Origin of the sequence: Pseudomonas sichuanensis, from assembly GCF_024749065.1 — a bacterium.
Taxonomy (GTDB): Bacteria; Pseudomonadota; Gammaproteobacteria; order Pseudomonadales; family Pseudomonadaceae; genus Aquipseudomonas; species Aquipseudomonas sichuanensis.
The window spans coordinates 3,520,255-3,546,484 of sequence record NZ_CP087185.1 but is presented as its reverse complement, the minus strand read 5'-3'; the positions used below and the strand labels follow the sequence as shown (position 1 = coordinate 3,546,484).

The window sequence follows — 26,230 nt, the reverse complement described above, 5'->3', positions numbered from 1 at the left end:
TGAAGCCAAGCCACCCTGTGCTGGCCTCATTGCAGGCTATCGCCAGCTCCCACAAGGCTGTGCATCGTGTGACCGAAATGCATTACCTGTGGGAGCTGGCGAAGCCTGCGATGGGCCCTCGCATGAAGCGCTGCCAATGACTTTGGTCAGGCCGCAGCCGCCAGCTTGGCGCTCGTCTGGCGACGACGGTAAGCGCTGTCGCGGCTGGCCAGCCACCCGTACAGCGGCGTGGTCACCGCCAGGCCCACCAGCCAGGACAGGTCGGCGCCGTTGATGTAGGCGGACACCTGGCCGACATACAGCGGGGTGTTCATGAACGGGATCTGCACCACGATGCCAATGGCGTAGGCCAGCAGCGCTTGCGGGTTATAGCGGCCGTAGATGCCACCATCGACCTTGAAGATCGACTGGATGTCGTAGTCGCCTTTATGGATGACATAGAAGTCGATCAGGTTGATCGCGGTCCACGGCACCAGCACCACCAGCAGCACCAGCACCATGTCGACGAAGTGGCCGATGAAGTCCGCCGAGGCGAACACCGCCACCACGCAGCAGGCGGCCAGTACCAGCAGCGACAGCACGGCGCGGCTCTTGGCGGTGGGGATCCAGCGGTGGGCGAAGGTCTGCACCAGGGTGATGATCGACAGCACCGCGCCATACAGGTTGAGGGCGTTGTGGCTGATCACGCTGAGCAGGAACAACACCAGCATCACCGGGCCGAGGGTGCCGGTGGCGAGCTTGACGGCGTCCATGGTGTCCATGCCCGCAGGGATCGCCAGCACGGCGACGGCGCCGAAGATGAACGACAGGCTCGAGCCCAGCGCCGAACCCAGGTAAGTGGTCCAGAAGGTCGACGACACTTTCACGTCGGCCGGCAGGTAGCGCGAGTAGTCCGACACATAGGGGGCGAAGGCGATCTGCCACAGCGCCGCCAGCGACACGGTGGCCAGCCAGCCGGCCAGGTTGAAGCCGCCGCGGGTGAGGAAGTCGTCGCTCTGCACATGGCTGAAGATGTAGCCGAAACCGACCACGATGCCGATGCCCAGCACCCAGGTGCCGATGCGGTTGAGCACGTGGATGAAGCGGTAGCCGATGATGCCGATGATGCCCGAGCCCAGCGCGCCGACGACGATGCCCACCGGTACCGGCACGCTGTCGACCACGCCGTGCAGCGACTTGCCGGCCAGGACGATGTTGGAGGCGAAGAAGCCGATGTACATCACCCCGGCGATCACCACCACCAGCAGCGCGCCGAGCGAACCGAACTGGGCACGGCTCTGGATCATCTGCGGGATGCCCATCTGCGGGCCCTGGGCCGAATGCAGCGCCATCAGCACGCCGCCAAGCAGGTGGCCGACCAGGATGGCGACGATGCCCCATACCAGGTTGAGGTGGAACAGCTGCACGCCCAAGGCGCCGGTGACGATCGGCAGCGGCGCGATGTTGCCGCCGAACCACAGTGTGAACAGATCCCTTACCTTTCCATGGCGGTCTTGCGGCGGCACGTAGCCGATCGTGTGTTTCTCGATGAGGGGTGCCGAATTGGCTGCACTGGTCATGAATGACTCCAAGGCAAGGAGGGCGCAACCGAAGTTGCCGGGCGCGTGCCGACAAGGGGCGACGCGTTCTTGTTGGAGCGATGATGGCGGCGGGGCAGGCAAGGGGAAATTAGTAAATTTGTGCTCATGAACCTTAAAAAAGCTAAGGCTGGCAAAAGGTTAAGCGGGGGACGGTAGCAAGGTGGGTGCCAAGTGGCGGGAGGCGGCGGGAGGCGGCGCGATAGGGTTGGTGACTGAGGCCGGCATGGCCGTTGTTGGTGCGGCATGCACATGAATGGAGCATGGATTTTGAGGGACAATGCCGGCCTCTTCGCGGGTAAACCCGCTCCCACAGTGATGGCGGTGCACCTGTGGGAGCGGCGGTTCGCCGCTGCGATTTACCCGCGAAGAGGCCGGCACAGGCAACCGAAAAACTGAAAAAACTACATCGGCAACAACCGATCCTGGATCACCTCTTTCATCACCAACGTCGAACTCAACCGCTTCACATTGGGAATGCTGGTCAGCTGCTCGTCATACAGCTTCTGGAACGCCGGCAGGTCCTTGGCCACCACATGCAGCAGGTAATCCGGGTCGCCGAACAGCCGCTGCGCCTCGACGATCTGCGGTATCTGCGAAACCGCCGCTTCGAAGTCCGCCACCGGCTGGCGGGTAACCTCGCGCAGGGTGACGAACACCAGCGCGGCGAAGTTCAGGCCCAGGGCGCTGGGGGCCAGGCGGGCGTGGTAGCCGAGGATGGCGCCGGACTCTTCCAGCGCCTTGAGCCGGCGGTGGCAGGGCGACAGGCTCAAGCCCACGCGTTCGGCCAGTTCGGTTACCGACAGGCGCCCGTCTTTTTGCAGTTCGGCAAGGATCTTTCGATCGGTTCGGTCCATGAGGGAAGAATCTTCCAGGTTGCTGGCTGGGATGGGGAATATACGAAAGAAAATCCCCGGGCGATATCCGTAATCTTGCTTCCAACGAAACCCCTGTGGAAGGAAGATTCAAAGTGGCCATGAGTGTATTGGCGGCGTTCTGGGCCGTGTCCTTGCTGTTCGTGATCACCCCCGGTGCCGACTGGGCCTATGCCATTTCCGCCGGGATGCGTGGGCGCTGGGTGATGCCGGCGGTGGCGGGGATGCTCTCGGGGCATTTTCTGGTGACGCTGGTCGTCGCGGCCGGGGTCGGTAGCCTTATCGCCGGGCACCCGCTGGCGCTGACCCTGCTGACCCTGGCGGGCTGCGTTTACCTGCTGTGGCTGGGCGGCAACCTGCTGCTGCGCCCGGCGGTGCCCGAGGCCGGGGAAGGTGGCGTGACGGATTCCGGGTCGCGCTGGGCGTTCAAGGGTTTCTGCGTGAGCGGCCTCAACCCCAAGGTGTTCCTGCTGTTCCTGGCGCTGTTGCCGCAGTTCACCGACCCGCAGGCGAGCTGGCCGGTGTGGTTGCAGATCCTGCTGCTGGGGCTGGTGCACCTGGCCAGTTCGCTGGTGGTGTACCTGATGGTGGGGTATGGCGCCAAGGCGGTGCTGCGGACCCGGCCGGCGGCGGCGCAGGTGGTCGGGCGGGTGTCGGGGATGGTAATGATCGTGATCGCGCTGGGGTTGATTGCGGGGCAGGTGCGCTGAACGCAAGGCGGTAGCACTTGCAGTGCTTGCCAGGTCGAGCGCCGCCCGCGCGGCGTTCGATCTGACAGTCACTGCAGCATCAGGCGATGCTACGCGCCATCACTTGGCTTTCAACACCTTCGGGTTCGAGTTGCCCCAAACCGTGTAGAGGTCGGCCAGCAACGCCCCATTGATGGTCTCAAGTTCTGCCTGGGTGATCTCGTCAGCCCCTTGCTTGCCGTACAGCACCACTTCATCGCCCGCCTTGACCCCTGGGATGTCGGTGACGTCGACCATCAGGGTATTCATGGTGACCTTGCCAATCACCGGCGCGCGCTTGCCATTGATCAGCACCGAAGCCTTGTTGGAGAAAGCGCGACGATAGCCGTCCGAATAGCCTGCGGGAATGTTGGCCACCCGCGAGTCACGGCTCAGGGTATAGGTGTGGTCGTAGCTGATGCCACTGCCGGCCGGGTAGCTGTTGACCGCTGCCACCTGCGACTTGAACTGCATGACACGCTCGAACTCCTTGTGGCCGCCCACGGGGTAGCCGTATAGCGCAGCGCCCGGGCGCACCATGTCCAACCAGCCTTCAGGCACCTCCAGGGTGGTGAAGGTGTTGGCGCAGTGCAGCAGCAGTCTGCTGCGATCGAGCTTGGCCTGGCGGATCAGCAGCGCCGACTGTTCCTTGAATCGGGCAAGGCCCTTGAGCACATCCTCACGCTCCTCCACTGGGAAGTGGGTCATGATGCCGACCACCTCCAGATGCCCGAGGGTAGCCATGGCAACCGCGTCCTTGAGCCCTTGGGGCGTACCCATTTCCACGCCGTTGCGGCCCATGCCGGCGGAGTTGAGTGCCAGGTGCACCTTCAGCCGCTGGCCACTGCGCTTGGCCAGGGCATCCAGTTGCTGCGCCACTTCCAGGTTGCCGACCAACTCGTCCATGGCATAGGGCAGCGCATCCTGCACCTCGCCCAGGCTGGCGATGCGCAGCCGCATGAGCCGCCCCTTGAAGCCTTTTTCGCGGACCACGCGTGCCTCTTCGTTGCTGGTAACGCCAATGCAGCTGACGCCCATGCGCATGGCCGCTGGCACCAGCAGCGCAATGCCGTTGCCATAGGCGTCGGCCTTCATGACGGCGCAGATCTGGCTTTTGCCGGCGACCAGTTTCTGGATACGCGCGATGTTGTGCTCGAAGGCAAGCGGGTCGATTTCCAGCCATGCGTTGCTGTGTGCCAGGGTCGCAGCAGCGGGTGCGTCGCTGCGGCCGGTGTCGAGCAAGGGGGCGGCGTGGGCGAAACTTGCGCCGCTGGCGAGCAGCAGGGCGATGGCGATGCGGCTAAGGGCGTGTCGAGTCATGTCGGGGTTTCCGTTCTTGTTGGTAGGGCGGGCTGGCGGCGCTCTCGGCACCGCAACCCGCCCTCGGAAGTGTCCCGGATAGGCCGCAATGAAACCTGTCGTGATGGGGCTGGGCTGCGACCGATCGAGTCGTTGCAGACGCAGTCACGACAGCTCGCGCTGGGCCCTATTGGCGAGGGGAAAGATGAATGCCCGCGATCATGCAGCGCACCGAGCCACCCGCCATTTCGATCGTCGGCACGTCCAGCGGTACCAGCCGCGCCGAGCGCTCTATGCGCTGGCGCTGCTCGGCCGTGAGGCTGTTGAATGCTCGGCGCGACAGTGCAAGAAGCCGCCCATCCCGCCCAGACAGCTCGATGGCGTTGCCCGCGAACTCGTTGATCTGTTGGTTGCTCAGGTCAATCACGTCTCGGCCGGATTCGACCAGGCGCATGCGTACCTCTTCGGCCCGTGCCTTGTTGGTGAAGGTGTCGAACCCCACCAGGGCGAACTCGGTCGCCACGCACATCAGCACGTTGGTGTGGTAGATCGGCGAACCATTTTCATCCGCCGTATCGAACACCATCGGCTCGAAATTGAAGTGGGTGCTGAACCGCTCGAGGGCTATCGGGTCGGCGCGGTTCGAGCGCGCGGTGTAGGCGACCCTGGACAAGTGGTCGAACACCATCGCACCTGTGCCCTCCAGGAACAGCTCGTCTTGCTCCAGGCCCGAGTAGTCGATCACGTCCTGCACCCGGTACTCGTGCTTGAGCATCTCGATGACATCGGCCCGGCGCTCGCGGCGACGGTTCTTCGAGTACATCGAGTAGATGGCGACATGGCCACCCGGGTGGGTGGAGAACCAGTTGTTGGGGAACACCGAGTCAGGGGTGTCGTGCTCGCCCAGGTCATCGAACAGGTGAACCCGCACACCCTCGGCCATGAGCCGCTGCGCCGCCTGGGTGACTTCGTCACGCGCCACTTCGGCGAGGGTTGCCATGGCGATGTCAGGGTTGGCGCTCTGGAAGGAATTGTCTGCTGCGGTTTCCGGGTTGGGGGTGAAGGCATGTGGCCGGACCATGACCACTGCCGCAGGTGCCTGAATCGAACGTATTGGAAATGCCATCTTGTTATTACCGGGGTTGAGTGCGTGCAGCAACATCGGCTGCGCGTCGGGTTTGTTTTAATGGAAATGCACCCAAGGCACGAATCAAGTCCGAGCGTGTCGGGGGTGTCAATTAAACAGTGCACTTGGCAAGCGCGTTTTAATCGCCGGGTGTGCAATATCAACTGCCGGAAAATTGTGATGAAAGAAGGCGTCAATATGAAGCGTGCAGGTTGCCAGTTTTGAAAGACTTCTACACAATCTGCGCCCCTCAAATGACAATCTGAACAGCCTGGTATTCAACATGGATAATATTGATCGGGCGCTGGTCGCGCTGCTGCGGGACAATGCGCGCACGCCAGTCCTGACGCTCGCGAAAAAACTGGGGGTCGCCAGGGCAACGGTGCAGAACAGGATCACCAAGCTGGAAGAACAGGGCGTGATTCTGGGCTACACCATCCGCCTGCGCGCGGATGCTCCCGAGCAGGGGGTAAGGGCCATCACCAGCATCGCCATCAGTGGCCACCATGCTGCCGAGGTCAAGCGTGCGTTGCGCGGGCACCCCAATGTGGTCGCCATCCACACCACCAACGGCCGCTGGGACCTGATGGCGGAACTGCGTGCCGACACGCTGGAAGGCTTTGATCGGGTGCTGAACTCCATTCGCTCGATCCCCCATATTGAGAACACCGAAACCAGCATTTTGCTGTCCACGTTCAAAATGTGATCACTCGGCCTGCAGGTTCCGGCCGTGCCACTGGACACTCTGTCAGCCGAGGCTGGCACTCTGTATGAAGCGGGGTGCGGTGTGCGCAGTTTGTTATGTTCCGCTTGGCCAGGTCGACTGGCAGAATAAGTCGGCTCAATAGTTCCGAGTTTCGAAAAGCTAGCCAGTCCGGTGAAATTACGTCACTGGATTTTTATTGTCGTCTGTGTGGTTTCCCATCCCTGTCTTGCAACTTTCAAGTACTCAAGAGAACTGTACGTGCGTGCCAGTTTTACAAGGGTGTGGTTAAAGACCAGGTTTTACCAAAAAGAATAAGAGGTTAATGATGCAACACACCTGTGACGCGCCTGACGCGACAGCAGAAGATGGCCGTGTGCTCAAGCGGCGGCTCGAAAATCGCCACATCCAACTCATCTCGATCAGTGGCGCCATAGGCACCGGCCTGTTCATGGGCTCAGGCAAGATCATCGCGCTGTCGGGCACCTCGATCATCCTGGTGTACGCGATCATCGGCTTCTTCGTTTTCTGCATCATGCGGGCGATGGGCGAGATGCTCCTCGCCAACCTCGAAATGGGCTCGTTCGCCGACCTCGTGCACCACTATCTGGGGCCACGCGCCGGGTACATTCTCAGCTGGTCCTACTGGCTCAGCTGGGTGGTGGCGGCCGTGGGTGATGTGGTTGTGGTGGCGGGCTTCATGCAGTACTGGTACCCCGATCTGCCCACCTGGCTGCCGGCCTTTGCCACGATGTTCCTGCTGTTGGGCCTCAACATGCTCGCGGTCAAGGCGTTCGGCGAGGTCGAGTTCTGGTTCGGGCTGATCAAGGTGGTTGCCATCGTGCTGTTGGTGATCACCGCGCTGGTAATGGTTGCCACTGCCTACACATCGCCAGCGGGCGTGACGGCGTCCTTCAGCCATCTGGTTGCGCCGGGCGTGGTCATGCCCCACGGCATCCTGGGCTTCCTGGCGGGCTTTCAGATCGCGATTTTTTCGTTCGTCGGCACTGAACTGGTCGGCACTGCCGCCGCCGAGGCGAAGAACCCGGAGAAAACCCTGCCCAAGGCCATCAACACCATCCCGGTGCGTATCCTGCTTTTCTATGTCGCGGCGCTGGCGTGCATCATCAGTGTGGTGTCATGGGCCAACGTCCCCGCCAATCGCAGCCCGTTCGTCGAGCTGTTCCTGCTGGGCGGGCTTCCGGCCGCTGCCGGCATCATCAACTTTGTCGTGCTCACGTCGGCGGCGTCATCGGCCAACAGTGGCGTGTATTCGGGATCGCGGATGCTCTACGGCCTGTCCCATCAGCGCCAGGCACCCTTGGCATTCGGGCGCCTGTCGGGCACGGGCACGCCCGTCCGTGCGCTGATGTTCTCGGGTGTATGCATGGCCCTGGCCTTGACGCTGCTGTTCGTGATCCCGGAAGTCATGACGGTGTTTACCTTGGTGTCGACCATTTCGGCAGTGATGATCATCGTCACCTGGTCACTGATCCTGATGGCTTACTTTGCCTACCGCCGGCAGAACCCGCAGGCGCACCAGCGATCCACCTTCAAGCTCCCGGGCGGCAAGGCCTGCGCAGCGCTGTCGCAGGTGTTTTTGTTGTTCGTCCTGTGTTTGCTGGCCCTGGAGCCGGATACCCGCACTGCGCTGTACGTCATGCCGTTCTGGTACGCCGGCTTGCTGCTGGCCTACCAGCGTCGCGAAAAAACCAATGCTCGCCAGATGGCGACCCACTAACGACGGCTATTGGCCGGGTGAACGTTGCGCGGGTTCAAGGGGGATGAATGAACATTAAGCACAAGCTGATGTGGACCTTTGCCGGGATCGCAGTGATACCGATAGGCCTGGTTGCCATGCTGGTTGTCCTCAATCTGCGCGGTGAGGCGCGAGAGAATTTCTTCGACAACAGCACGCGGGAAATTCGCCAGGTAGGCAATGCGATGAGCCTGTTCTTCCAGGGCATCGAGCAGAACGTCAACTACCTGGCCGCGCAACCTTTGGTCACGGCCACGGGCAGTGAGGTCAACAAGTACCTGGGCGCCAGCACCGGCAATGAGCTTGGCGCCCGGGACCAGCAGATTTTCCAGTTCATGACCCATCTGGCGGACGCCCACCCCAGCTATGCCTACGTGTCCTATGGGCTGGCCGACGGTGGTTACGTGGGGTGGCCCGCCGTGAAGGACTTCGCCGACTACGATCCGCGCCAGCGCCCCTGGTATCAGCTGGCGATCGCCAACCCCGGCAAGACCTTGCGCACGGCGCCCTATTACTGGGCCGCCGATGACACCGTGCAGGTCAGCATCGTGCGCGCCGTCGCCAACCCACTGGGCAACCCGGGCGGCGTGGTCAGCATCGACGTGTCGCTCAAAGGGCTGACCGAGATCCTCAAGCAGATCAAGCTGGGCGACAGTGGCTACGTGATGCTGGTGGAGAACAACGGCAACGTGATGGTCGACCCCCGTGATGCCAGCCACAACTTCAAACAGCTTGCCAGTTTCGGCGATGGCTACGCCGACCTGGCCAAGGCCGGCAAAGGCCTGCTTGAGGTCGAGATCAATGGCGAGCGCTTCATGGCCAACATCTACCCTGACGAGCAATTGGGCTGGACCTTCATCGGCCTGATCCGCCACGACGAAGTGATGCGCAGCACCTCGCGCCTGAGCTGGCTGATCGGCGCTATCGCGCTGCTGCTGGCTGCGCTGTTCGCCGTTGTCGGTACCGCGTTCGCCAACCTGATCGTGCGCCCGATCAACAATGTCAGCCGCGGCCTGGAGGACATCGCCCAGGGCGAGGGCGACCTGACCCGCAACCTGGACATCCGTGGCCGTGACGAAACGGCGCAACTGGCCAACTGGTTCAACCAGTTCCTCGGTGCCATCCGCAGCCTGATCCAGCACATCGGTGCGGCCGCCGGCAAAATCCTCAGCACCTCCGACAGCTCGACACGCGTTGCCCATGATATGGCCGAGGCTGCCGGGCGCCAGCGTGAAGCGGTGGACATGGTCTCCACCGCCTTCCATGAGATGGTCGCCACCGCCAATGAGGTCGCCCGCTCCTGCAGCCAGGCCGCGCAATCGGCCGACAGCGGCCAGCAGCAGGCCCGTGACGGCCAGCAGCAGATCGACGCCGCGGTGCACAGCGTCGATCGGTTGAGCCAGGAGATCGAGCAGTCGGCCCAGTCGATCCAGCAACTGGAGCGCGACAGCAATGCCATCCAGTCGATCCTCGGCACGATCCGTTCAATTGCCGAACAGACCAACCTGCTGGCCCTCAATGCGGCGATCGAAGCGGCCCGTGCCGGCGAGCAGGGCAGGGGCTTTGCGGTGGTTGCCGACGAAGTGCGGGCGCTGGCCAAGCGCACCGCCGACTCCACCGCAGAGATCGACGGCTTGCTGGGCAACCTGGCCAGCCGTACCGCGCAGGTCGCCGAGCAGATGCACGCCAGCCTGGAAGTCTCGCAGCAGTCGGTCAGCCGCATCGGCCTGGCCCGCGACAGCTTTGGCCAGATCCGCGAGTCGGTGGACGTCATCCGCGACATGAACACGCAAATTGCGACGGCGGCCGAAGAGCAGCACCAGGTGGCCGAGGACATCAACCGGCACATCAGCCAGATTCACGGCGATGCGCAGTTGGTGGCCGAGCTGGCCCAGGCGGCGCGGCAGGATTCGCAGAGCCTGGCGGGCTTGTCGAATGAGCTGGATACGCTGGTGCGACGGTTCCGCACCTGATTGACCGGTGGGGGGCAACGCAGCCCCCCGCCAGGCCTACTCCACGCTCTCGACCACCCCTTGGTCCTCGCCCAGGAACCCACCGCTCTGGTGCTGCCACAGCCGTGCATAGGTGCCGTTCTTGCCCAGCAGTTCGGCATGGGGGCCTTGCTCGACAATGCGCCCCTCGTCCATGACGATCAGCCGATCCATGGCCGCGATGGTGGACAGCCGATGGGCGATGGCGATGACGGTCTTGCCTTGCATCATCTCGTCGAGGCTTTCCTGGATGGCCACTTCGACCTCCGAATCCAGCGCGCTGGTGGCCTCGTCCAGCAGCAGGATCGGGGCGTTCTTGAGCATCACCCGGGCAATGGCCACGCGCTGGCGCTGGCCGCCGGACAGCTTGATGCCGCGCTCACCCACCAGGGTGTCGTAGCCGTTGTTGCCTTGCTTGTCGCTGAGCTGGCTGATGAAACCATCGGCCTGGGCATTGGCGGCGGCGCTGCGAATCTGCGCATCGGTGGCTTCGGGGCGGCCATAGGCGATGTTGTCGCGGATGGAGCGGTGCAGCAGCGAGGTGTCCTGGGTAACCATGCCGATGGCGCTGCGCAGGCTGTCCTGGGTGACCTCGGCAATGTCCTGCCCGTCGATGCGGATCGTGCCGCTGTTGACGTCGTAGAAGCGCAGCAGCAGGTTGATCAGCGTGGACTTGCCGGCACCCGAGCGGCCCACCAGCCCGACTTTTTCGCCGGGGCGAATGTGCAGGGTGAGGTCGTCGAGCACCTGGCGTTCGCCGCCATAGTTGAAGCTCACCTTGTCGAAGGTCACCGCGCCGCCGCGGGTCTGCAGTACGCCAGCGTTCGGCGCATCCTGCACCTTGGGGCCGCGGGTGAGGGTGGCCATGCCGTCCTGCACGGTGCCGATGTTCTCGAACAGCGAGGTCATCTGCCACATGATCCAGTGCGACATGCCATTGATGCGCAGCGCCATGGCGGTGATCGCCGCCACGGCGCCGGCGCCGACCTGGCCCTGGTGCCACAGCCACAGGGCATAGCCGCCGGCACCGAGAATCAGGGCGACCACCAGCGCCTGGTTGACGATCTCGAACTGGCTGACCAGGCGCATCTGGCGAAAACCGGTGAGCTTGAAGTCTTCCATGGCCGCGCGGGCGAAGTGCGCTTCGCGCTTGGAATGGGAGAACAGCTTCACGGTGGTGATGTTGGTGTAGGCATCGGAGATGCGCCCGGTCATCGACGAGCGCGCATGGGCCTGCTCCTGGCCGACTTTGCCCAGGCGCGGCACGAAGTACAGCATCGCCAGCCCGAACAGCACCAGCCAGGCCATGAACGGCAGCATCAGTTGCAGGGCGAAACCGCCGGCCAGGGCGATGATCGCGATGAAGTATACGCCGATGCCGGGAATGATCTCGATGAAGGTGAACAGCACTTCGCGCACCGCCAGCGCGGTCTGCATCACCTTGGTGGTGACCCGGCCCGAGAATTCATCGGAGAAGAACGACAGGCTCTGGCGCAGCATCAGGCGGTGGAAGTCCCAGCGCAGGCGCAACGGCAGGTTGATCGCCAGCACCTGGTGCTGCATCAGGGTGCGCAGCGCCACCAGCCCGATACTGGCCAGCAGCACCAGGCCGATGCCCCACAGCACGCGGCTTTCTTCACCGCTTGCGGCGGTGCCTGCCTGCCAGGCCGGGAGCAGGTCGACCACCTGGCCGAGGAAGGAAAACAACCAGGCTTCGTAGATCGATACGCCGGCACTGAACAGCGCAAGGGCGAGGATGTAGCCGCGGGCGCCGCGGGTGCAGGCCCACAGGAAACGCAGCAGCCCCACCGGTGGCGGCGGGACTTCATCGGGTGGGAAGGGGTCTAGCCATCGCTCGAACACACGCAGCATTCAGGTCTCCGTAAAGGTACGTCTGGTTTGTTTTTTGACGCCGGGGCTGCCATGCCGCCCTTGCTTGCATTGCTTGAGGTCAGCGTGGCCAGGTGGCGGCAACTGTCTTGCTCGCCACTCCAACAACTGCGCGATCCCTGTGGGAGCGGGTTCACCCGCGAACACGGGCGTAGCCCGTGCCAGGCACCGAGGTGTCATCTTCGCGGGTAAACCGCAGCGGCGAACCGCCGCTCCCACAGGCAGAGTGTAGGTCTTGAGTTCGGCGCGATCAGGTGGGAAGCCGGCTTGCCGGCGAAAGGGCCGCAAAGCGTTTGTGGTCATCCCTTGACCATCGCCCGCAGCGCCGCTTTCGCCTCGGGCGTCTGCAGGCGGGCGATGAACGCCAGGCCTTCACGCTCAACCGTCGCCGCCAGCTCCTGGCGATGGGCATCCTTGAGCAATTGCTTGCTGATGCGCAGGGCATCGCTGGGCAGGCGCTGCAGGCGTCGGGCCAGTTTCACGGCGGCGGCCTGGCATTGTGCGCCATCCTCCAGCAGCTCGGTCGCCAGCCCCCACTGCACGGCCTGCTCGCCACTGAGCAACTGGCTGCACAGCAACACCTGCGCGGCCCGCGCGTGCCCCAGCAGGCGTGGCAGCAACAGGCTGGCGCCGAACTCCGGGCATACGCCCAACGGCACGAACGGCGTGCGCAGCTTGGTATCGCGGGTGACCAACACCTGGTCGCAATGCAGCAGCAGGGTGGTACCGATGCCGATCGCAGGGCCCGCAACCGCTGCGATCAACGGCTTGTCCAGCGCCAGCACCGCCCACATCATGCGGAACACCGGGCTGTTCAGGTCGGTGGGCGGCTGGTCGAGAAAGTCCGGCAGGTCGTTGCCGGCGGTGAAGCACTCGGCGCTGCCAGTCAATACGATCACTTCGACCTGCGGGTCGTCATTGGCCGCCTCGAACAACTCGGCCAACCGGGTGTACATGGCGTTGGTCAGCGCATTGAGCTTGTCCGGGCGGTTCAGGCGCAGGGTCAGCAGGCCTTCGTCGAGTTCGTGCAGGATCAGATCGGTCATGGGGCGGCACCTTGTGTTGTTCTTGTGCTGGGCTCAGAAGGTCGGCGGGGTGATCACCCAGATCACCACCGCATCGACGTCGCCAGGGTTGCCGTAACGGTGCGGCTCCTGGCTGGAAAAACTGAAGCTGTCGCCTTCGCTCAGCTGGAAGTGACGTTCGCCTACCCAAAGCTCGAAGGTCCCGCACAGCAGGTAACCGGCCTCTTCGCCGTCATGGCTGTAGCTTTGCTCGCTGTAGGTGCCCGGGGGGAAGCGCGAATGCAGCATTTCCAGCTCGCGGCTGGGCTGCGGGGTGAGCAGCTGGTCGACGATGCCGTCTTCGTAATGCACGCTCAGCCGGCTGTTCCTGCGCACCACATAGCCCTCGTCTTCCGGGGCGGTGATCGCTTCGCTGGCAAAGAACCACTGGATGGTCACGCCCAGGGTGCGGGCGATGTTGAACAGCGCCGGGATCGACGGGTAGGACAGGTTGCGCTCCAGCTGGCTGATGTAGCCGGCGGTCAGCCCGCTCTGTTCGGCCAGCTCGGCCAGGGTCATGCCGCGGCGCTTGCGCAGGCCGCGGATGCGGGTGCCGAGAAACTGCGGCGCGGGGCTGCCGTCCTCGGCAGGTGGCGGCGCTTTGGCAATGTGGCGATTCATGGCGGTTTCCAGTCGGCCCTGCAAAGTCCCGGAGTATAAACAGGCTCACAAGGCGGCGGCGACCTTCAAGCCTTCATGGATCGCTTCCTCGGCGGTGCGCGGGGCCAGGCAGTCGCCGATGCGCTGCACCTGGGTGAGGTCCTTGATCTGCTCGGCCAGGGTGTCGACCGGCTGATGGCCCTGGCACAGCACCAGGGTGTCGATGCCTTCGAAGATCATCGCCTCGCCGCTGGCGGTGTGCTGCAGGTAGACACTGTTGTCGTCGCAGCCATACAAGCGGGCATAGGGCGTGATCGGGATGCCCAGCTTGTGCAGCTCGCCGGCCAGTTGGTCGCGCACATACAACGGCAGGCTCTCGCCGCAATGGGTGCCGTTGACCGCCAGCTGCACCTGGTGCCCGGCGCGCACCAGGCGCTCGGCGATACCGGGGCCGATCCAGTCGCAGCGCCAGTCCACCACCAGCACCGAACGGCCGAGCTTCACCTGGTCGCGCAGTACTTGCCAGGCATCGACCACCTGCAGCTCGCCGCCACGCTCGAACGCCGGCCAGTAGGGCTCGGCACCGGTGGCGACGATCACCGCGTCCGGGCGTTCGCGCTCGACCAGGGCGCGGTCGACGCGGGTATTGCGCACTACCTCGACCCCAGCCAGCTGCATCTCCCGTTGCAGGTTGGTGCTGGCGCCGCCGAACTCGCTGCGCCGGGGCAGCAACTGCGCCAGCAGCACCTGGCCGCCCAGTTGCGCGCTGGCCTCATACAGCGTCACCTGGTGCCCGCGTGCCGCCGCCACGGCGGCGGCCTTCATGCCGGCGGGGCCGCCACCGACCACCATGACCCGCTTGCGCACGCTGGCAGCGGGCAGGTTGCCGTACTGCTGTTCGCGCCCGGTTTCCGGGTGCTGGATGCAGGAAATCGGCAGCCCGCGATGGAAATGGCCGATGCAGGCCTGGTTGCAGGCGATGCAGGCGCGCACATCCTCGGCGCGGCCGCTGTCGGTCTTGTTCGGCATCTGCGGGTCGCAGATCAGCGCGCGGGTCATGCCGCATACATCGGCCTGGCCACGGGCGAGGATCAGTTCGGCTTCCTGGGGCTGGTTGATCCGGCCGGTGACGAACAGCGGTATCTGCAGGCGCGACTTGAAGGTACCGGCTTCGCGGGCCAGGTACGCCGCCTCGATGGCCATCGGCGGGACGATATGGATGGCGCCGCCCAGCGAGGCGGAGCTGCCGGCGACGATGTGCACGTAATCCAGGCTCGCTTGCAGGGCCTGCACGGCGGCCAGCGATTCGTCCTCGGTAAGGCCCTCGGCATCGCGTTCGTCGGCGCTGATGCGCAGGCCGACGATGAACTGCTCGTCGGTGGCGGCGCGTACGGCGGCAAGGATCTCGCGCAAAAAGCGCAGGCGCTGTTCCAGGCCGCCGTTGTAACCGTCGCTGCGGCGGTTGACCCGCGGGTTGATGAACTGCGCGGGCAGGTAGCCGTGGCTGGCGACCACTTCGACACCGTCGATGCCAGCCTGGTGCAGGCGCCGCGCCGCAGCCGCGTAGCCGGCGACGATCTCGTCGATCATCAACTGGTCGAGCTCGCGCGGCATCACCCGGAAGCGCTCGTTGGGCACGGCGGAGGCGCTATAGGCGACCGCCAGCAGGCCGTCGGCGGACTCCATGATTTCGCGGCCCGGGTGGAAGATCTGCGACAGCACCACGGTGCCCTGGGCGTGGCACACCTCGGCCAGGCGTCGGTAGCCGTCGATGCAGGCATCGTCGGTGGCCATCAGCACATGGGAGGTATAGCGGGCGCTGTCATGCACCCCGGCCACCTGCAGCACGATCAGTCCGACACCGCCCTCGGCACGGGCTTTGTGATAGGCGATCAGCCGCTCGTTGACCAAATTGTCGGTGGGCATGGAGGTGTCGTGGCCGCTGGACATGATGCGGTTTTTCAGGCGCTTGCCGCGGAGCTGCAGCGGTTCGAACAGGTGCGTGAAGGCGGTCGACATACGGGCAGGCTCCAGCGGGGGTGTTGTTGTTTTTTCTTATAAAAGTGTACCCATAGTAAAAAATCAACTTGTTTTTTTACTGGTCGTTGTCTAGTTTCGACAGCACCCCGCCTCAGGGGCGAACCTCACAAAAACAACAAAGAGGGTCCATCGATGAGCGCTTTTGCACGAAAACCCGGGTTGTACGCGGTGCTGTTGTGGCTTGGCCTGGGCAGCGCCCAGGCGGGGTCGGACATGGTCGTGGTGGGCTATGGCGGTGCCGGGCAGAAGGCCCAGGACGTGGCGTTGTTCCAGCCGTTCAGCGCCCAGGACAAGAGCAAGCTGATCCAGACCGAGTACAACGGCGAGATGGCGCGGATCAAAGTCATGGTCGACACCGGCAGTGTCGACTGGGACGTGGTGCAGATCGAAGGACCCGACCTGCTGCGCGGTTGTGATGAAGGCATGTACGAGCGGCTGGACTGGAACAAGCTGGGCCACAAGGACCAGCTGATTGCCGACGCCGCGCAGGAATGCGGTTCGGCGGCGCTGGTGTGGAGCGTGGCGATCGCCTACGACCGCGACAAGCTGGCCCAGGCGCCGACCTCCTGGGCCGACTTCTGGGATGTGAAGAAGTACCCGGGCAAGCGCGGCCTGCGCAAGCGCGCGGTGTACAACCTGGAGTTCGCCCTGCTGGCCGATGGGGTCAAGGTAGAGGACGTGTACAAGGTGCTGGCCACCCCGGCAGGCGTTGACCGCGCGTTCGCCAAGCTGAGCCAGCTCAAGCCCAGCATCCAGTGGTGGGAGGCGGGCGCCCAGCCGCCGCAATGGCTGACCGCCGGCGACGTGGTGATGACCTCGACCTACAGCGGCCGCATCGCCGCCGCCGCACAGAACGGCAGCCCGCTGGCGCTGGTGTGGCCCGGCAGTCTGTACGGCATGGACTATTGGGCGATCATCAAGGGCTCGAAACATGTGCAGCAGGCCGAGCGGCTGATCGCCTACACCAACCAGCCCGAAGCGCAGGTGCGTTACGTCGAACAGATCCCCTACGGCCCGACCAACACCCAGGCGGCTGCCGCGCTGGCGCCGGAGCTGGCCAAGTGGGTGCCGACCTCGAAGCAGAACCTCGAGGGCGCCCTGGCCATGAACGTCGAGTTCTGGGTCGATCATGGCGAAGAGCTGGAGGAGCGCTTCAACGCCTGGGCGGCCAGCAAGTAACCCATCGCGGCTGGACAGTCTTCTACTCTCCAGCCACCCCTCATAAACCTGGAACCCGTGACCATGCCTACCGAACAACACCTGCGCGAGGAGCTGGCGGCCTGCTACCGGCTGATCGCGCACTTTCGCATGACCGACCTGATCTTCACCCATATCTCGGTGCGCCTGCCGGGCCCCGAACATCATTTCCTGATCAACCCCTACGGCTTGATGTTCGATGAAATCACCGCTTCCAACCTGGTGAAGATCGACCTGCACGGCCATGCCGTCGAGCCTTCGCCTTATCCGGTGAACCCGGCGGGTTTTGTGATCCACAGCGCCATCCATGGTGCCCGGGAAGATGCGCAGTGCGTGCTGCACACCCATACCCGCGCCGGTTGCGCGGTAGCGGCGCTGGAGTGCGGGTTGCTGCCGGTGAACCAGATCTCGATGGAGTTCTACGGCAAGGTCGCCTACCACGACTATGAGGGCGTGGCGCTGGACCTGAGCGAACAGCAGCGGCTGGTGGCCGACCTGGGGCAGCAGCCGGTGATGATCCTGCGCAACCACGGCCTGCTGACCGTAGGGCGCAGCGTGAGTGAGGCGTTCATGCGCATGTACTACCTGGAGAAAGCCTGCGAGATCCAGCTCGCCGCCCAGGCCAGCGGCAAGCTGGTGTTGCCGCCCCATGCGGTGTGCGCGCATACCGAGCGGCAGTTCAATGACCCCGGGCGGCCGTTGGAGGAGGGGCAGTTGACCGATCCGGACGCGATGCAGTTGGCCTGGGCGGCGTTGTTGCGCTTGCTGGACAAGGTGGCGCCTGGCTATCGCGATTGAAGGCATGGCGGGTGGACGTCGTTGTCAGGGCCGTCCTGATAAGCGCAAAAAATTGACGTCAACAAGTCGACTGGTAGAATCGCGCGCCCAATGATGTCGTAGTGACATCATGCGCACGTGACCATTAAATGTTTTCCAGGACGAACCACTTCTTACGAACCACAGGGATCCTTGGCGCCTTGTTGTTCCCAAGCACTGTATCGGCGGCGACCCCTGGCGATACGGATCTTATCCGCGAGCGCCAGGACCGCTTGCTCGAGGAGCAGAGCCGTCGCCTGGAGGATCTCAAGAACCTGCCGGGGCAGTCCGGCAACCCGGTAACCCCTTCAGCGTCCAACGATGAGCGTTGCTTCCCGATCAGTTCCATCGACCTGGAAGGGGCTGACAGTCTGTCGAGTGCCGAGCGCCAACGCCTGCTCACTCCCTTCACTGGCCAGTGCCTGGGGGTGGCGCAGCTCGATCTGTTGCTCAAGACAATCACCGATCATTACCTCGGCAAGGGGCTGGTCACCAGCCGTGCCTATCTGCCGCAACAGGATCTGTCCAGCGGCGCTTTGCAGGTGCTTGTCGTCGAGGGGCGCCTTGAGCGTGTTCGTAGCGCCGAGGACAGTGGGTTGTCCGAACGCGAATTGGCCATGAGCTTTCCCGGTAAGCCCGGTGACCTGCTGAACCTGCGCGAAATCGAGCAGATGGTTGACCAGCTCAATCGCCTGCCGTCGAACAACGCGAAGATGGAACTGGCGCCCGGCGAGCGTATTGGCGGCAGTGAGGTGCTGGTCAGGAATACCCGACAGAAACCATGGCGGGTGGGTTTGTCACGGCATAACGATGGGCAGGCGAGTACCGGTGAGCAGCAGTGGGGGGCCTCATTCGATTGGGACAGCCCCCTGGGCTTGTCCGATCAACTGCTGTTGCGCGGCGGACATGACGCGGTCAGCGATCGCCAGAAAACCTCGAACAACGCGATGCTTCGCTACAGTGTGCCGTTTGGTTGGTGGAACCTCAGTTACACGTACAGCCAAAGTGAATACCGCTCGCAGATTCAGGCCCTGGGTTTCGACTTCAAGCAGAGCGGTGAAAGCCAGAATCATCAGCTGTACCTGGAGCGGGTGATCTTTCGCGATGCTGTCAGCAAGACCTCGGTAAGCACAGGGCTTGCGCACCTGCGCACCAACAATTTCATCGAAGACAGCAAGCTCAGGAACAGCAGCAATCGCATCAGCGAGGCACAGTTCGGCATCAACCATGGCCGACGGGTCGGCAATGCCTATATCAACCTTGACCTGGGCATGCAGAACGGTATCGGCGCCCTGGACGCCCAGGGCAATCACGCCCCCCGCCCTGGACAACAAGATGCCCGCTATCGCAAGTACACCGCGACGTTGAGCTACCTGCAGCCCTTCCAGTTGTGGGGGGAGTCCTTCAGCCTGAGCAGCCTGGTGACCGGCCAGCGTAGCGAGGATGTGCTGTTCAGCCCGCAGCGTATGAGCCTGGGCGGCCAGTCGTCGATTCGTGGTTACAAGGACCAGAGCCTGTCAGGTGACAGTGGCAGCTACTGGCGCAGCGACCTGCGCTGGAATCGCCCGGTCAGCATCGACTGGCTGCGCCCGGTGCTGGCTGAGTACGGCATCGGCCTTGGCTACGACCAGGGTGTCATTCGCCATGACCGCTACAACGCCGAAATGCACGGACGTATGTCGAGTCACTCGCTGGAGTTGTTCGCCCGGGGGCAGAACATGGCCGCCAGCGTGACGTTCGCGCATTCACTGGAGCGGCCCGGGCCGATCGAAGCGCGGGAGACACCCACCTACTTCCGCCTCGATTTCTTCCTCTAGCCGTTGCGCTTTCTGTTTAGACCGATACGAGATTCTCGACCATGGACGTTCGCCAGTTCGCCTTCCTTGCACGCCAGCCTTCAGCTGCCCTGACACGCCGGGAACACTTCCTCGGCCTGCCCAAGCGTGGGTTGGCGTTCATTCTTGCGAATGCCATGTTCTGGCAACCGTTGCTGGTACAGGCCGAGGGGCTGGTAGTCAGCGCACCAGGGACGACGCTTGGACAGGCGGGTAATGGCGTACCCATTGTCAACATTGCCACGCCCAATGGCAGCGGGCTGTCACACAACCAGTTCCAGGACTACAACGTCGGCAGTCAGGGGCTGATTCTCAACAATGCCCCCAACCGAACCCAGCCCACCGAGTTGGGCGGGATCATCCTGGGCAACCCCAACCTGAAAGGCGGGGCTGCGTCGGTCATTCTCAACGAAGTCACCGGTAACAGCCCCAGCCAACTGCGTGGCTATACCGAAGTGGCGGGGCAGTCGGCGCATGTGATCGTCGCCAACCCTTATGGCATCACGTGCAACGGCTGCGGTTTCATCAACACCCCGCGGGTGACGCTCACTACGGGCAAGCCTGTGATCGAGAAAGGCCGTGTCGAGCGCTTCCAGGTCGACGGTGGCAGCGTCAACTTCGAGGGCACTGGGTTCCGGGCGGGCAAGGTCGAGCAGTTCGACGTGATTACCCGCAGCGCCCAGATCAACGCCGAGATCTACGCCAAGAAGCTGAACGTCATCACTGGGCGCAATGACGTCAAGGCCGATGACCTCACTGCTGTCGCCCGAGCCGCTGACGGCAGCCAGGCGCCGGAGCTGGCCATCGACAGCTCCGCATTGGGCGGGATGTATGCCGGCGCCATTCGCCTGGTGGGAACGGAAAAGGGTGTCGGCGTGCGTCTGGCGGGCAACATGGCCACCAGCGCCGGGGACATCCAGATCGATGCCAACGGCAAGCTCACAATGGCTCAGGTGGTTTCCAGCGGCGCGGTCAAGGTCAACGCCGATAGCGTTCAGCTCGATGGCCCGGTCTATGCGGGCCGCGACCTGACGATCAAGGCTCAGGGGGATCTCGACAGCCAAAAGAGCCTGGCGGCCCATGACAGCATTCGCCTCGAAAGCGGTGGCCGGTTGAACAACGGCGGTAGCATCGATGCCGGCGTCAACCTCGATGGCAGCCGCAATGCCGCCGGGGATGTAACGCTAACCGCTGATCAGGTGACCAACCGCGGCAGCGTGATTGCCAGCCGCAAGATCGGCGTCGGTGCCACACAAACCCTGGATAACCAGGGTGCCAGCCTAGTGGCCAGCGAAGTCGACGTTTCGGCCGCGCGCATCGACAACCGCAAGGGGGCAATCACTGCCAGCGGCGGTACCCCGAGCAGAAGAAACGCTTGCTGACGATGAACTCGCAGGTGATCGGGGTGCTCACGGCCGCTGCTCAAGGTGGAGACGAGGCGGCGCTGCAGACTGGGGCTTGGGTGGCGGGGACGGCTACGCAGTACAACTATCTGCTCCACGAGGAAGTGGAGGAGATGCTGAAGCGCCAGGACGAGTGCCTGGATCAGAAATGCAAAGAGGGTATCAGGGAGGAGTACGCTCAGCTCGATGAAGAGCGCAATAAGAGGTTGCGAGACACCTGCAGGCAATCGCCTGAGCTGTGTGACGTGTTGCTCACGAAATTGCTTGCAGACCAACCCTTGTTGCAGGAAAAAGTCAAAGCATTAAAGAAGGAGGGCAAGGTCGAGATCGCCGTTGTCATTGGTTTTGTCGTTGGACAGAGCAATGAAACTGCGATGCAGGAGATTGCGTCTGCATTGAGCCAAGAGTCCCAGTTTAAGCAAGGGCTCGGCCAGGTGTTGCTGGGTGTGGCGACGGGTGGTGGTGGGCGAACGCCGAAGCCTTCAGTCGGCCAGGGGGGGGGGAAAGACGGGGCCCACGGGGGGAGCAGGTGACGGGGGTGTGGTTGTTGGTGCAAAAGGTGGAAGTCCGGTAGCGGATGATTTCTTTGCAGGTGCGAAATATACAGATAAAGTGTTAGGTCAGATCAAGACTGGAGATCTTCATGGATTCCCGGAAAGCGTTACGACGTTCCAAAGTGCCGGACAGGTGACGAAGATTACAGGGGGAGATGGTGTGGTAAGAGATATGCTGAAAATCCCTGGTGAGTATCGTGGAAAACAAGGCGTTTTTGAGTTTATAAAAGAGCCGGATGGCTCAATTAATCATCGTCTATTCAGGCCGACGTCGGCGGAGTGATCCATGAGTACTATATGGTCGGAGCAAGTTGACCCTATTCTAAGTAGGGGCGTGTCGCTAGATGGTTTGGGGGTGCGGAATTGGGCCTTGGGTCGTGATGATGCTTTGCATGCTATTTATGAACTCGAAGCTCTTGGTGTCGCAATTCTTGGGGGAGATGTATATAAATTGGTTGGTGATAAAGCGGAGCTAACGTACGACAGTTGGTACTGCGATCAAGGTCCCGGTGAGTCGGATTCTGATTTTACTAAGCGTAGTTCAGGCAAAGCGGCTAGTTATATTCTTAGCTGTTTAATGCCTGATGGTCTTTTTTCGCTAGTGCCTAAAGTCTAATGGTGCAAAGGCACAGGTGCCCATTGTTAATGCAGAGAGAGGGAGATTAACGGAGGCATAACCGCCAGGGGCTTTCGTCGTCTGCTGATTTAGTTCGTCCAGAGTGTGCATGACGGGTCGAATGCCCATGTCGGGTCTGCTTTGGGTGGGCTTGGATCGAGCCGGGCGCAGACCGCGCCACATCTAGCGTTGCGCGCCTAGATAACGAAGAATCCTCTTACAGGGCCGTCGGGTAAGGCCGAAAACTTCAAGAGCACATTCATTCTCTTTGTCGTTGGACAGAGCAATGAAGCTGCAATGCAGGAGATTGTGTCTGCATTGAGCCAGGAGTCCGAGTTTAAGCAAGGGCTCGGCCAGGTGTTGCTGGGTGTGGCGACGGCGGATGGTGGGCGAACGCCGAAGCCCTCAGTCGGCCAGGGTGGTGGAAAGACGGGGCCCACGGGGGGAGCAGGTGACGGGGGTATGGTTGTTGGTGCAAAAGCACCTGGAAAAGATTACGTTGATATCCTTTCTCCTGAAGCAAAGCAGCATATTCTTTATGGAGATAAACCTGGAAGCGGCGGCCACATGTGGCCAGGACAGCAAGGGAAGACCGTTTTCCCTGAAAGTTGGTCAGGAGAGAAAATTGTTCATGCGGTCGGCGATATTACGACCTCTCCGAACACTAAGTGGTACGCACAGACAGGAATCGGGGGGCTTATACGGCTAAAGGGGACCCTGCCAAGTGGGTTGCTTATGAAGCTCGTGATGGAGTGCGTATGCGAGTTGTATACCAGCCAGCTACAGGGAAAGTGGTTACCGCATTTCCTGATGATGCTCCGGTTCCACCTTATAAGCCGATTAGGTAAATTTTATGTTTGCAGACCGTATTATTAAATTTGGGAATAAATTCTACGGCCGGTTGGACGCGGGTCTGCTCCAAGGGGCATTGGACTATGTCGCGTACAATGAGGAAAGTCTGGCCTTCGAGATATTATGCGATCATATTTGTGAGTTTGATATTTCTATCACGGACGAAGAATATCAGGAGGCAGTTCGATTAATTACGGATATGGGGCTTGATTTAGATGATGGACCATTTAAGCATCTGGTGGGGTTGCGGAAGTAAAAAGCTAGAAATAAGTTGGTGCAAAAGCGACTTCAGGAGTCGGCCCTCTTATCAGCTTGGCAAGTAATCAAAGGGTGCGGAATATTTTTCTGGAGGATGTTGCTGGCGGAAAATCTGAGTATTTCGTATGGGCAATTATGGTGTCTAGATTTGCCTCTATTTCGAGAAAAAAGTGGGCGGTAAGTGACCTAAGGGTGCAGGTAGACGGGTGGTGGTGGGCGAACGCCGAAGCCTTCAGTCAGCCAGGGTGGTGGAAAGACGGGGCCCGCGGGGGGAACAGGCGTTGGTAGTGGGGCGAAGTTTGCCGACCAAGCCAAGCTTGATGACCATTTTGCTCGTCATGGCAGCGACTTTGGAGCTAAAAGTTCGCTTGAATATCAAGCACAAGCTGATAAATTTTTAACAGCCTCTAAGTCCGCTGGCGTGCTTGAAAAAACACGACCTAATGGAGATATCGTACGCTACAACCCAGGCACCGATGAGTTTGGCGTCGTATCCAGTGGGGGAAGTATTATGACCTACTACAAACCTGATCCTGCAGTGCACGGCAAGGGTTCAAATTTGGATTATTTTAATGCCCAGTAATGATCAAATACATATTTGTCCAGTGTGCTTTTACCCTGGTCTCGATGAGCCAGCGTATGATGGTTTTGGATGCGCTTCGTATAATATCTGCCCGTGTTGCGGGACAGAGTTTGGGTACGATGATTCGACAGTCGCTCATTCTGAATTACGAGAAAAGTGGATTTTTGAGGGGATGCAATGGTGGAGTAAGCATCAGCTCAAACCTGATGGTTGGGATCCGGTAAAGCAGATAGAAAATAATTGAGATTTCAGGGGGAAGTTAAAGAATTAAAAGCGGATGGTAAGGTCCAGGTCGGAGCCGTCATTAGCTTTGTCGATGGACAGAGCAATGAAGATACAATGTAGGATGTTACGTCTGCATTGAGCCAAGAGTCCGAGTTTAAGCAAGGGCTCGGCCAGGTGTTGCTGGCTGTGGTGACGGCTGGTGGCGGGCGAACTCCGAAGCCTTCAGTCAGCCAGGGTGGTGGAAGGACAGTGCCTGCACCGGCTGGCGGATCAATTTACGCTGGGCGCCGAACACTAACGCGGCGAATTCACCCAGATAGTGGGCGTCGGCAGCCAGGTCAAGACGAGTGGTAATGTTTCGCTGACCAGTGGCGGTGACCAGCGTAATCAGGTAGCGCAGCCGAAAAGCGGCGGTTACCTGAGAAACCTGCCAGTTACTAAACTGAAGACGTCCATTCTATGCCGAGTATTGCAAGACCAGGGGGCAGCGAATCGTCGTAGGAAAAAGTGGCGAAATGTATTACACAGCCGATCACTACAAAACCTTCATTCATATAAAAAATTGAGGTCGGTCGAAAATGTTGCCATTCACGTTTGTGGATATCCCACCTTCATATGATGCGGCTGAGGTCTTTTATGTGCGGGTTGACCCTGCCATTGGGAATGCAGAGGAATTGATAAAGGCGCTGTATTATTTGCTTTGGTTGCCAGGGTGTTTTGGATTTAACTGGAATGCCTTATATGACTGCTTGAGAGATCTCGGCTGGATTCCATGCCAAAAAATCGTCTTTGTGCATGCGGCTCTTCCAGGATTGCCAAGAAAGGATCTCCAGGTATATCTTGAGGTTTTGCGTGACTCCGTACTTGATTGGAATGGTGACGAATGGCGCGAAATAGAAGTAGTCTTCAGGGAAGTCGACAAATTTATGGTCGAAGAACTGCTAAAAATAGCTTAGGCCGTCCATCGTGCACAACTATGCTGGGAGCCAGAGATGCGAAAAAAGTTCCGCAATCTCACTCGTCAGCTGCATCAATAGTATTTATAGGGCGGACTGTAGCTGCGGAAATCCTGAATATTTCGTTGAGGCAATTATGGTGTAGAGCCTTGCCTCTATTGCGAGAAAAAAGTGGGCAGTACGTGACGTCAGGGTACAGGTAGATGCGGACAAAAGCGGCTGGAGATTGCCTCCAGCCGTCTTGTGAAAGAAAGTGTAGTGAACCACCTGTGTTGGAATCGTCGATCCCTGGGCATTGATCGTCTCGATTCTCATCACCTGGCCATTCTCGTGGCTTTGGCCAGCAAACATGAGGCACGCATCCGCGCACAAGCGGAGCCCGGCTCATCGTTGGCGGGTCGCCGACAGGGGGAGAGTACCCATTGGGTAGCCTGATAGACCTCTGACAAGTGCATCGACCTCAGGCAGGTTGAGCAGTAGACGGTCAGCCAGACCATCTGTTCCACAGCGCAGACGGCACGAGGGAATTTCGTATCGACTCAGGATCTCTATCGGGAGCACATGCTCCAGGAGTTCCGCATGTGCATTTTGGAGTTAAAGACCCTGTGACTGGACGTTATGTATCTAACAATCATGTGCCCTACACGGAATAGGATGTAGATATGTCTGTAATTCGAGAGGGTGTTATTGTTGGTGGCGAGTATTCTGGCTGGAAAGTACTTATTGATGATGATCGCTGTGGCGATACCGGTGGATGCTATATGTATTTAAAAAAAAGTGACGATGAAGGATTCGATTATTGGTTTGAGTGTGAGGCGGGACTTGCAGCTCAACTAGCCGATTTTGACGTTGATTGGATGAGTTGATCAATCAGCGTCATTGTTAGTTATTCTTTGGTGCACAAGGCGCGTTGAACACATCTTTGCTTGATGAGTTAACTGCTAAGGATTCTCCGAACAAGCCAGCACAGGCCACTCGATCTGTGCTGAAATAGCCTTCCGTTCAACTACCGTAGCAAGCCTTGCCCATGAGCCAGATGAACTTCTCCGATTTCGAATGTGCCGGTAAGCGCAAGCAAACCGCCGTGAGCGTTTCCTATCAGGGAAGGAACAGGTCGATCCGCGGAGCGGATAGGTCGCGTTGATTGAGTCGCACTACCCGAAGGTCGGTGGCGATCGTAAGCCGTATCCCTTGGAAACGATGCTGCGCATTCACTTGCTGCAGAACTAGTTTTTCCAGAGAAAGGAAGGCTTTTCACTATTCGTGGTGGGGATGGAAAGTCG

Annotated in this window: 21 protein-coding genes and 4 pseudogenes; 17 read left to right on the top strand and 8 right to left on the bottom strand. The window is 61.0% G+C overall.

The features are described 5' to 3' along the window. Positions 1-146: 146 nt before the first annotated feature. Positions 147-1,559 carry a purine-cytosine permease family protein gene (locus tag LOY51_RS15875; protein WP_125858920.1) on the bottom strand — a complete coding sequence of 471 codons (1,413 nt, stop codon included), beginning with the start codon at positions 1,557-1,559 and terminating at the stop codon, positions 147-149. A gap of 422 nt (positions 1,560-1,981) precedes the next feature. Next, positions 1,982-2,434: an Lrp/AsnC family transcriptional regulator gene (locus tag LOY51_RS15870; protein ID WP_110992853.1), complete on the bottom strand. Its 453-nt coding sequence runs from the start codon at positions 2,432-2,434 to the stop codon at positions 1,982-1,984. Positions 2,435-2,547: 113 nt separating this feature from the next. On the opposite strand from LOY51_RS15870, the gene LOY51_RS15865 reads away from it, so the two are divergent. Beyond that, on the top strand, positions 2,548-3,162 hold the full coding sequence (locus LOY51_RS15865) for a LysE family translocator (RefSeq protein ID WP_125464361.1): 615 nt from the start codon (positions 2,548-2,550) through the stop codon (positions 3,160-3,162). Between the two features lie 99 nt (positions 3,163-3,261). On the opposite strand, the gene alr is transcribed toward LOY51_RS15865, so the two are convergent. After that, entirely contained in the window at positions 3,262-4,500 is a 1,239-nt protein-coding gene (gene alr / locus LOY51_RS15860) for an alanine racemase (RefSeq protein ID WP_258642007.1), read from the bottom strand. A 166-nt stretch (positions 4,501-4,666) separates the two neighbouring features. Continuing rightward, on the bottom strand, positions 4,667-5,605 hold the full coding sequence (gene ctlX, locus LOY51_RS15855; protein ID WP_374046855.1) for a citrulline utilization hydrolase CtlX: 939 nt from the start codon (positions 5,603-5,605) through the stop codon (positions 4,667-4,669). 283 nt (positions 5,606-5,888) lie between these two features. On the opposite strand from ctlX, the gene LOY51_RS15850 reads away from it, so the two are divergent. From LOY51_RS15850 to LOY51_RS27190, 4 genes and pseudogenes are all read left to right on the top strand, one after another. Further along, a complete protein-coding gene (locus LOY51_RS15850; RefSeq protein WP_125858917.1) occupies positions 5,889-6,311 on the top strand; it encodes an Lrp/AsnC family transcriptional regulator in 423 nt (140 codons plus the stop codon). 325 nt (positions 6,312-6,636) lie between these two features. Further along, positions 6,637-8,049: an amino acid permease gene (locus tag LOY51_RS15845; protein WP_258646660.1), complete on the top strand. Its 1,413-nt coding sequence runs from the start codon at positions 6,637-6,639 to the stop codon at positions 8,047-8,049. Positions 8,050-8,096: 47 nt separating this feature from the next. After that, a pseudogene (locus LOY51_RS27195) lies at positions 8,097-9,182 on the top strand (HAMP domain-containing protein); the annotation flags it as partial. A gap of 90 nt (positions 9,183-9,272) precedes the next feature. Further along, positions 9,273-10,040 (top strand): methyl-accepting chemotaxis protein, encoded by a 768-nt coding sequence (locus LOY51_RS27190; RefSeq protein ID WP_374046956.1) that lies wholly within the window; start codon positions 9,273-9,275, stop codon positions 10,038-10,040. A gap of 36 nt (positions 10,041-10,076) precedes the next feature. Here LOY51_RS27190 and LOY51_RS15835 read toward each other — a convergent pair whose 3' ends face one another. The 4 genes from LOY51_RS15835 to LOY51_RS15820 form a co-directional block, all read right to left on the bottom strand. Next, a complete protein-coding gene (locus LOY51_RS15835; RefSeq protein WP_258642002.1) occupies positions 10,077-11,930 on the bottom strand; it encodes an ABC transporter ATP-binding protein in 1,854 nt (617 codons plus the stop codon). Positions 11,931-12,247: 317 nt separating this feature from the next. Then, entirely contained in the window at positions 12,248-12,994 is a 747-nt protein-coding gene (locus tag LOY51_RS15830) for an enoyl-CoA hydratase-related protein (RefSeq protein ID WP_258642000.1), read from the bottom strand. A gap of 33 nt (positions 12,995-13,027) precedes the next feature. Further along, positions 13,028-13,633, bottom strand: coding sequence for a cupin domain-containing protein (locus LOY51_RS15825; RefSeq protein ID WP_125858913.1), 606 nt, complete (start codon positions 13,631-13,633; stop codon positions 13,028-13,030). A 45-nt stretch (positions 13,634-13,678) separates the two neighbouring features. Beyond that, complete coding sequence (locus tag LOY51_RS15820; protein WP_258641997.1) at positions 13,679-15,631, bottom strand: oxidoreductase; 1,953 nt, start codon at positions 15,629-15,631, stop codon at positions 13,679-13,681. Positions 15,632-15,784: 153 nt separating this feature from the next. Here LOY51_RS15820 and LOY51_RS15815 point away from each other — a divergent pair, with 153 nt between their 5' ends. The 12 genes and pseudogenes from LOY51_RS15815 to LOY51_RS15760 form a co-directional block, all read left to right on the top strand. After that, complete coding sequence (locus tag LOY51_RS15815; protein WP_125464355.1) at positions 15,785-16,831, top strand: ABC transporter substrate-binding protein; 1,047 nt, start codon at positions 15,785-15,787, stop codon at positions 16,829-16,831. A gap of 63 nt (positions 16,832-16,894) precedes the next feature. Next, positions 16,895-17,647 carry a class II aldolase/adducin family protein gene (locus LOY51_RS15810; protein WP_125858911.1) on the top strand — a complete coding sequence of 251 codons (753 nt, stop codon included), beginning with the start codon at positions 16,895-16,897 and terminating at the stop codon, positions 17,645-17,647. Positions 17,648-17,775: 128 nt separating this feature from the next. Continuing rightward, positions 17,776-19,482: a ShlB/FhaC/HecB family hemolysin secretion/activation protein gene (locus LOY51_RS15805; RefSeq protein WP_258641994.1), complete on the top strand. Its 1,707-nt coding sequence runs from the start codon at positions 17,776-17,778 to the stop codon at positions 19,480-19,482. Between the two features lie 41 nt (positions 19,483-19,523). Next, a pseudogene (locus tag LOY51_RS15800) lies at positions 19,524-20,852 on the top strand (filamentous hemagglutinin N-terminal domain-containing protein); the annotation flags it as partial. 23 nt (positions 20,853-20,875) lie between these two features. Next, positions 20,876-21,436, top strand: a complete 561-nt coding sequence (locus LOY51_RS15795) for a hypothetical protein (RefSeq protein ID WP_258641993.1) — start codon at positions 20,876-20,878, stop codon at positions 21,434-21,436. 7 nt (positions 21,437-21,443) lie between these two features. Then, on the top strand, positions 21,444-21,740 hold the full coding sequence (locus LOY51_RS15790; protein WP_258641990.1) for a hypothetical protein: 297 nt from the start codon (positions 21,444-21,446) through the stop codon (positions 21,738-21,740). Positions 21,741-21,743: 3 nt separating this feature from the next. Then, positions 21,744-22,073: an Imm40 family immunity protein gene (imm40, locus tag LOY51_RS15785; RefSeq protein WP_125858907.1), complete on the top strand. Its 330-nt coding sequence runs from the start codon at positions 21,744-21,746 to the stop codon at positions 22,071-22,073. A 441-nt stretch (positions 22,074-22,514) separates the two neighbouring features. After that, positions 22,515-22,921 (top strand): annotated as a pseudogene (locus LOY51_RS26990) (EndoU domain-containing protein); the annotation flags it as partial. Positions 22,922-22,926: 5 nt separating this feature from the next. Beyond that, the gene (locus LOY51_RS15775; protein ID WP_125858906.1) at positions 22,927-23,181 is read left to right on the top strand and encodes a MafI family immunity protein; all 255 of its coding nucleotides are present in this window, start codon (positions 22,927-22,929) and stop codon (positions 23,179-23,181) included. A 1,388-nt stretch (positions 23,182-24,569) separates the two neighbouring features. Continuing rightward, positions 24,570-24,947 carry a barstar family protein gene (locus LOY51_RS15770; protein ID WP_258641985.1) on the top strand — a complete coding sequence of 126 codons (378 nt, stop codon included), beginning with the start codon at positions 24,570-24,572 and terminating at the stop codon, positions 24,945-24,947. A gap of 662 nt (positions 24,948-25,609) precedes the next feature. Further along, positions 25,610-25,813, top strand: a complete 204-nt coding sequence (locus LOY51_RS15765; protein WP_258641983.1) for a hypothetical protein — start codon at positions 25,610-25,612, stop codon at positions 25,811-25,813. Between the two features lie 161 nt (positions 25,814-25,974). Then, positions 25,975-26,174: pseudogene (locus LOY51_RS15760) on the top strand (IS5/IS1182 family transposase); the annotation flags it as partial. Positions 26,175-26,230: the final 56 nt, after the last annotated feature.

Coding starts and splice junctions, on each gene's coding strand:
- LOY51_RS15835 (WP_258642002.1), bottom strand. CDS start 11,930: ATGCTGCGTGTGTTCGAGCGATGGCTAGACCCCTTCCCACCCGATGAA.
- LOY51_RS15850 (WP_125858917.1), top strand. CDS start 5,889: ATGGATAATATTGATCGGGCGCTGGTCGCGCTGCTGCGGGACAATGCG.
- imm40 (WP_125858907.1), top strand. CDS start 21,744: ATGAGTACTATATGGTCGGAGCAAGTTGACCCTATTCTAAGTAGGGGC.
- alr (WP_258642007.1), bottom strand. CDS start 4,500: ATGACTCGACACGCCCTTAGCCGCATCGCCATCGCCCTGCTGCTCGCC.
- LOY51_RS15845 (WP_258646660.1), top strand. CDS start 6,637: ATGCAACACACCTGTGACGCGCCTGACGCGACAGCAGAAGATGGCCGT.
- LOY51_RS15810 (WP_125858911.1), top strand. CDS start 16,895: ATGCCTACCGAACAACACCTGCGCGAGGAGCTGGCGGCCTGCTACCGG.
- LOY51_RS27190 (WP_374046956.1), top strand. CDS start 9,273: ATGGCCGAGGCTGCCGGGCGCCAGCGTGAAGCGGTGGACATGGTCTCC.
- LOY51_RS15775 (WP_125858906.1), top strand. CDS start 22,927: ATGTTTGCAGACCGTATTATTAAATTTGGGAATAAATTCTACGGCCGG.
- LOY51_RS15830 (WP_258642000.1), bottom strand. CDS start 12,994: ATGACCGATCTGATCCTGCACGAACTCGACGAAGGCCTGCTGACCCTG.
- LOY51_RS15875 (WP_125858920.1), bottom strand. CDS start 1,559: ATGACCAGTGCAGCCAATTCGGCACCCCTCATCGAGAAACACACGATC.
- ctlX (WP_374046855.1), bottom strand. CDS start 5,605: ATGGCATTTCCAATACGTTCGATTCAGGCACCTGCGGCAGTGGTCATG.
- LOY51_RS15870 (WP_110992853.1), bottom strand. CDS start 2,434: ATGGACCGAACCGATCGAAAGATCCTTGCCGAACTGCAAAAAGACGGG.
- LOY51_RS15770 (WP_258641985.1), top strand. CDS start 24,570: ATGTTGCCATTCACGTTTGTGGATATCCCACCTTCATATGATGCGGCT.
- LOY51_RS15805 (WP_258641994.1), top strand. CDS start 17,776: ATGTTTTCCAGGACGAACCACTTCTTACGAACCACAGGGATCCTTGGC.
- LOY51_RS15765 (WP_258641983.1), top strand. CDS start 25,610: ATGTCTGTAATTCGAGAGGGTGTTATTGTTGGTGGCGAGTATTCTGGC.
- LOY51_RS15820 (WP_258641997.1), bottom strand. CDS start 15,631: ATGTCGACCGCCTTCACGCACCTGTTCGAACCGCTGCAGCTCCGCGGC.
- LOY51_RS15825 (WP_125858913.1), bottom strand. CDS start 13,633: ATGAATCGCCACATTGCCAAAGCGCCGCCACCTGCCGAGGACGGCAGC.
- LOY51_RS15815 (WP_125464355.1), top strand. CDS start 15,785: ATGAGCGCTTTTGCACGAAAACCCGGGTTGTACGCGGTGCTGTTGTGG.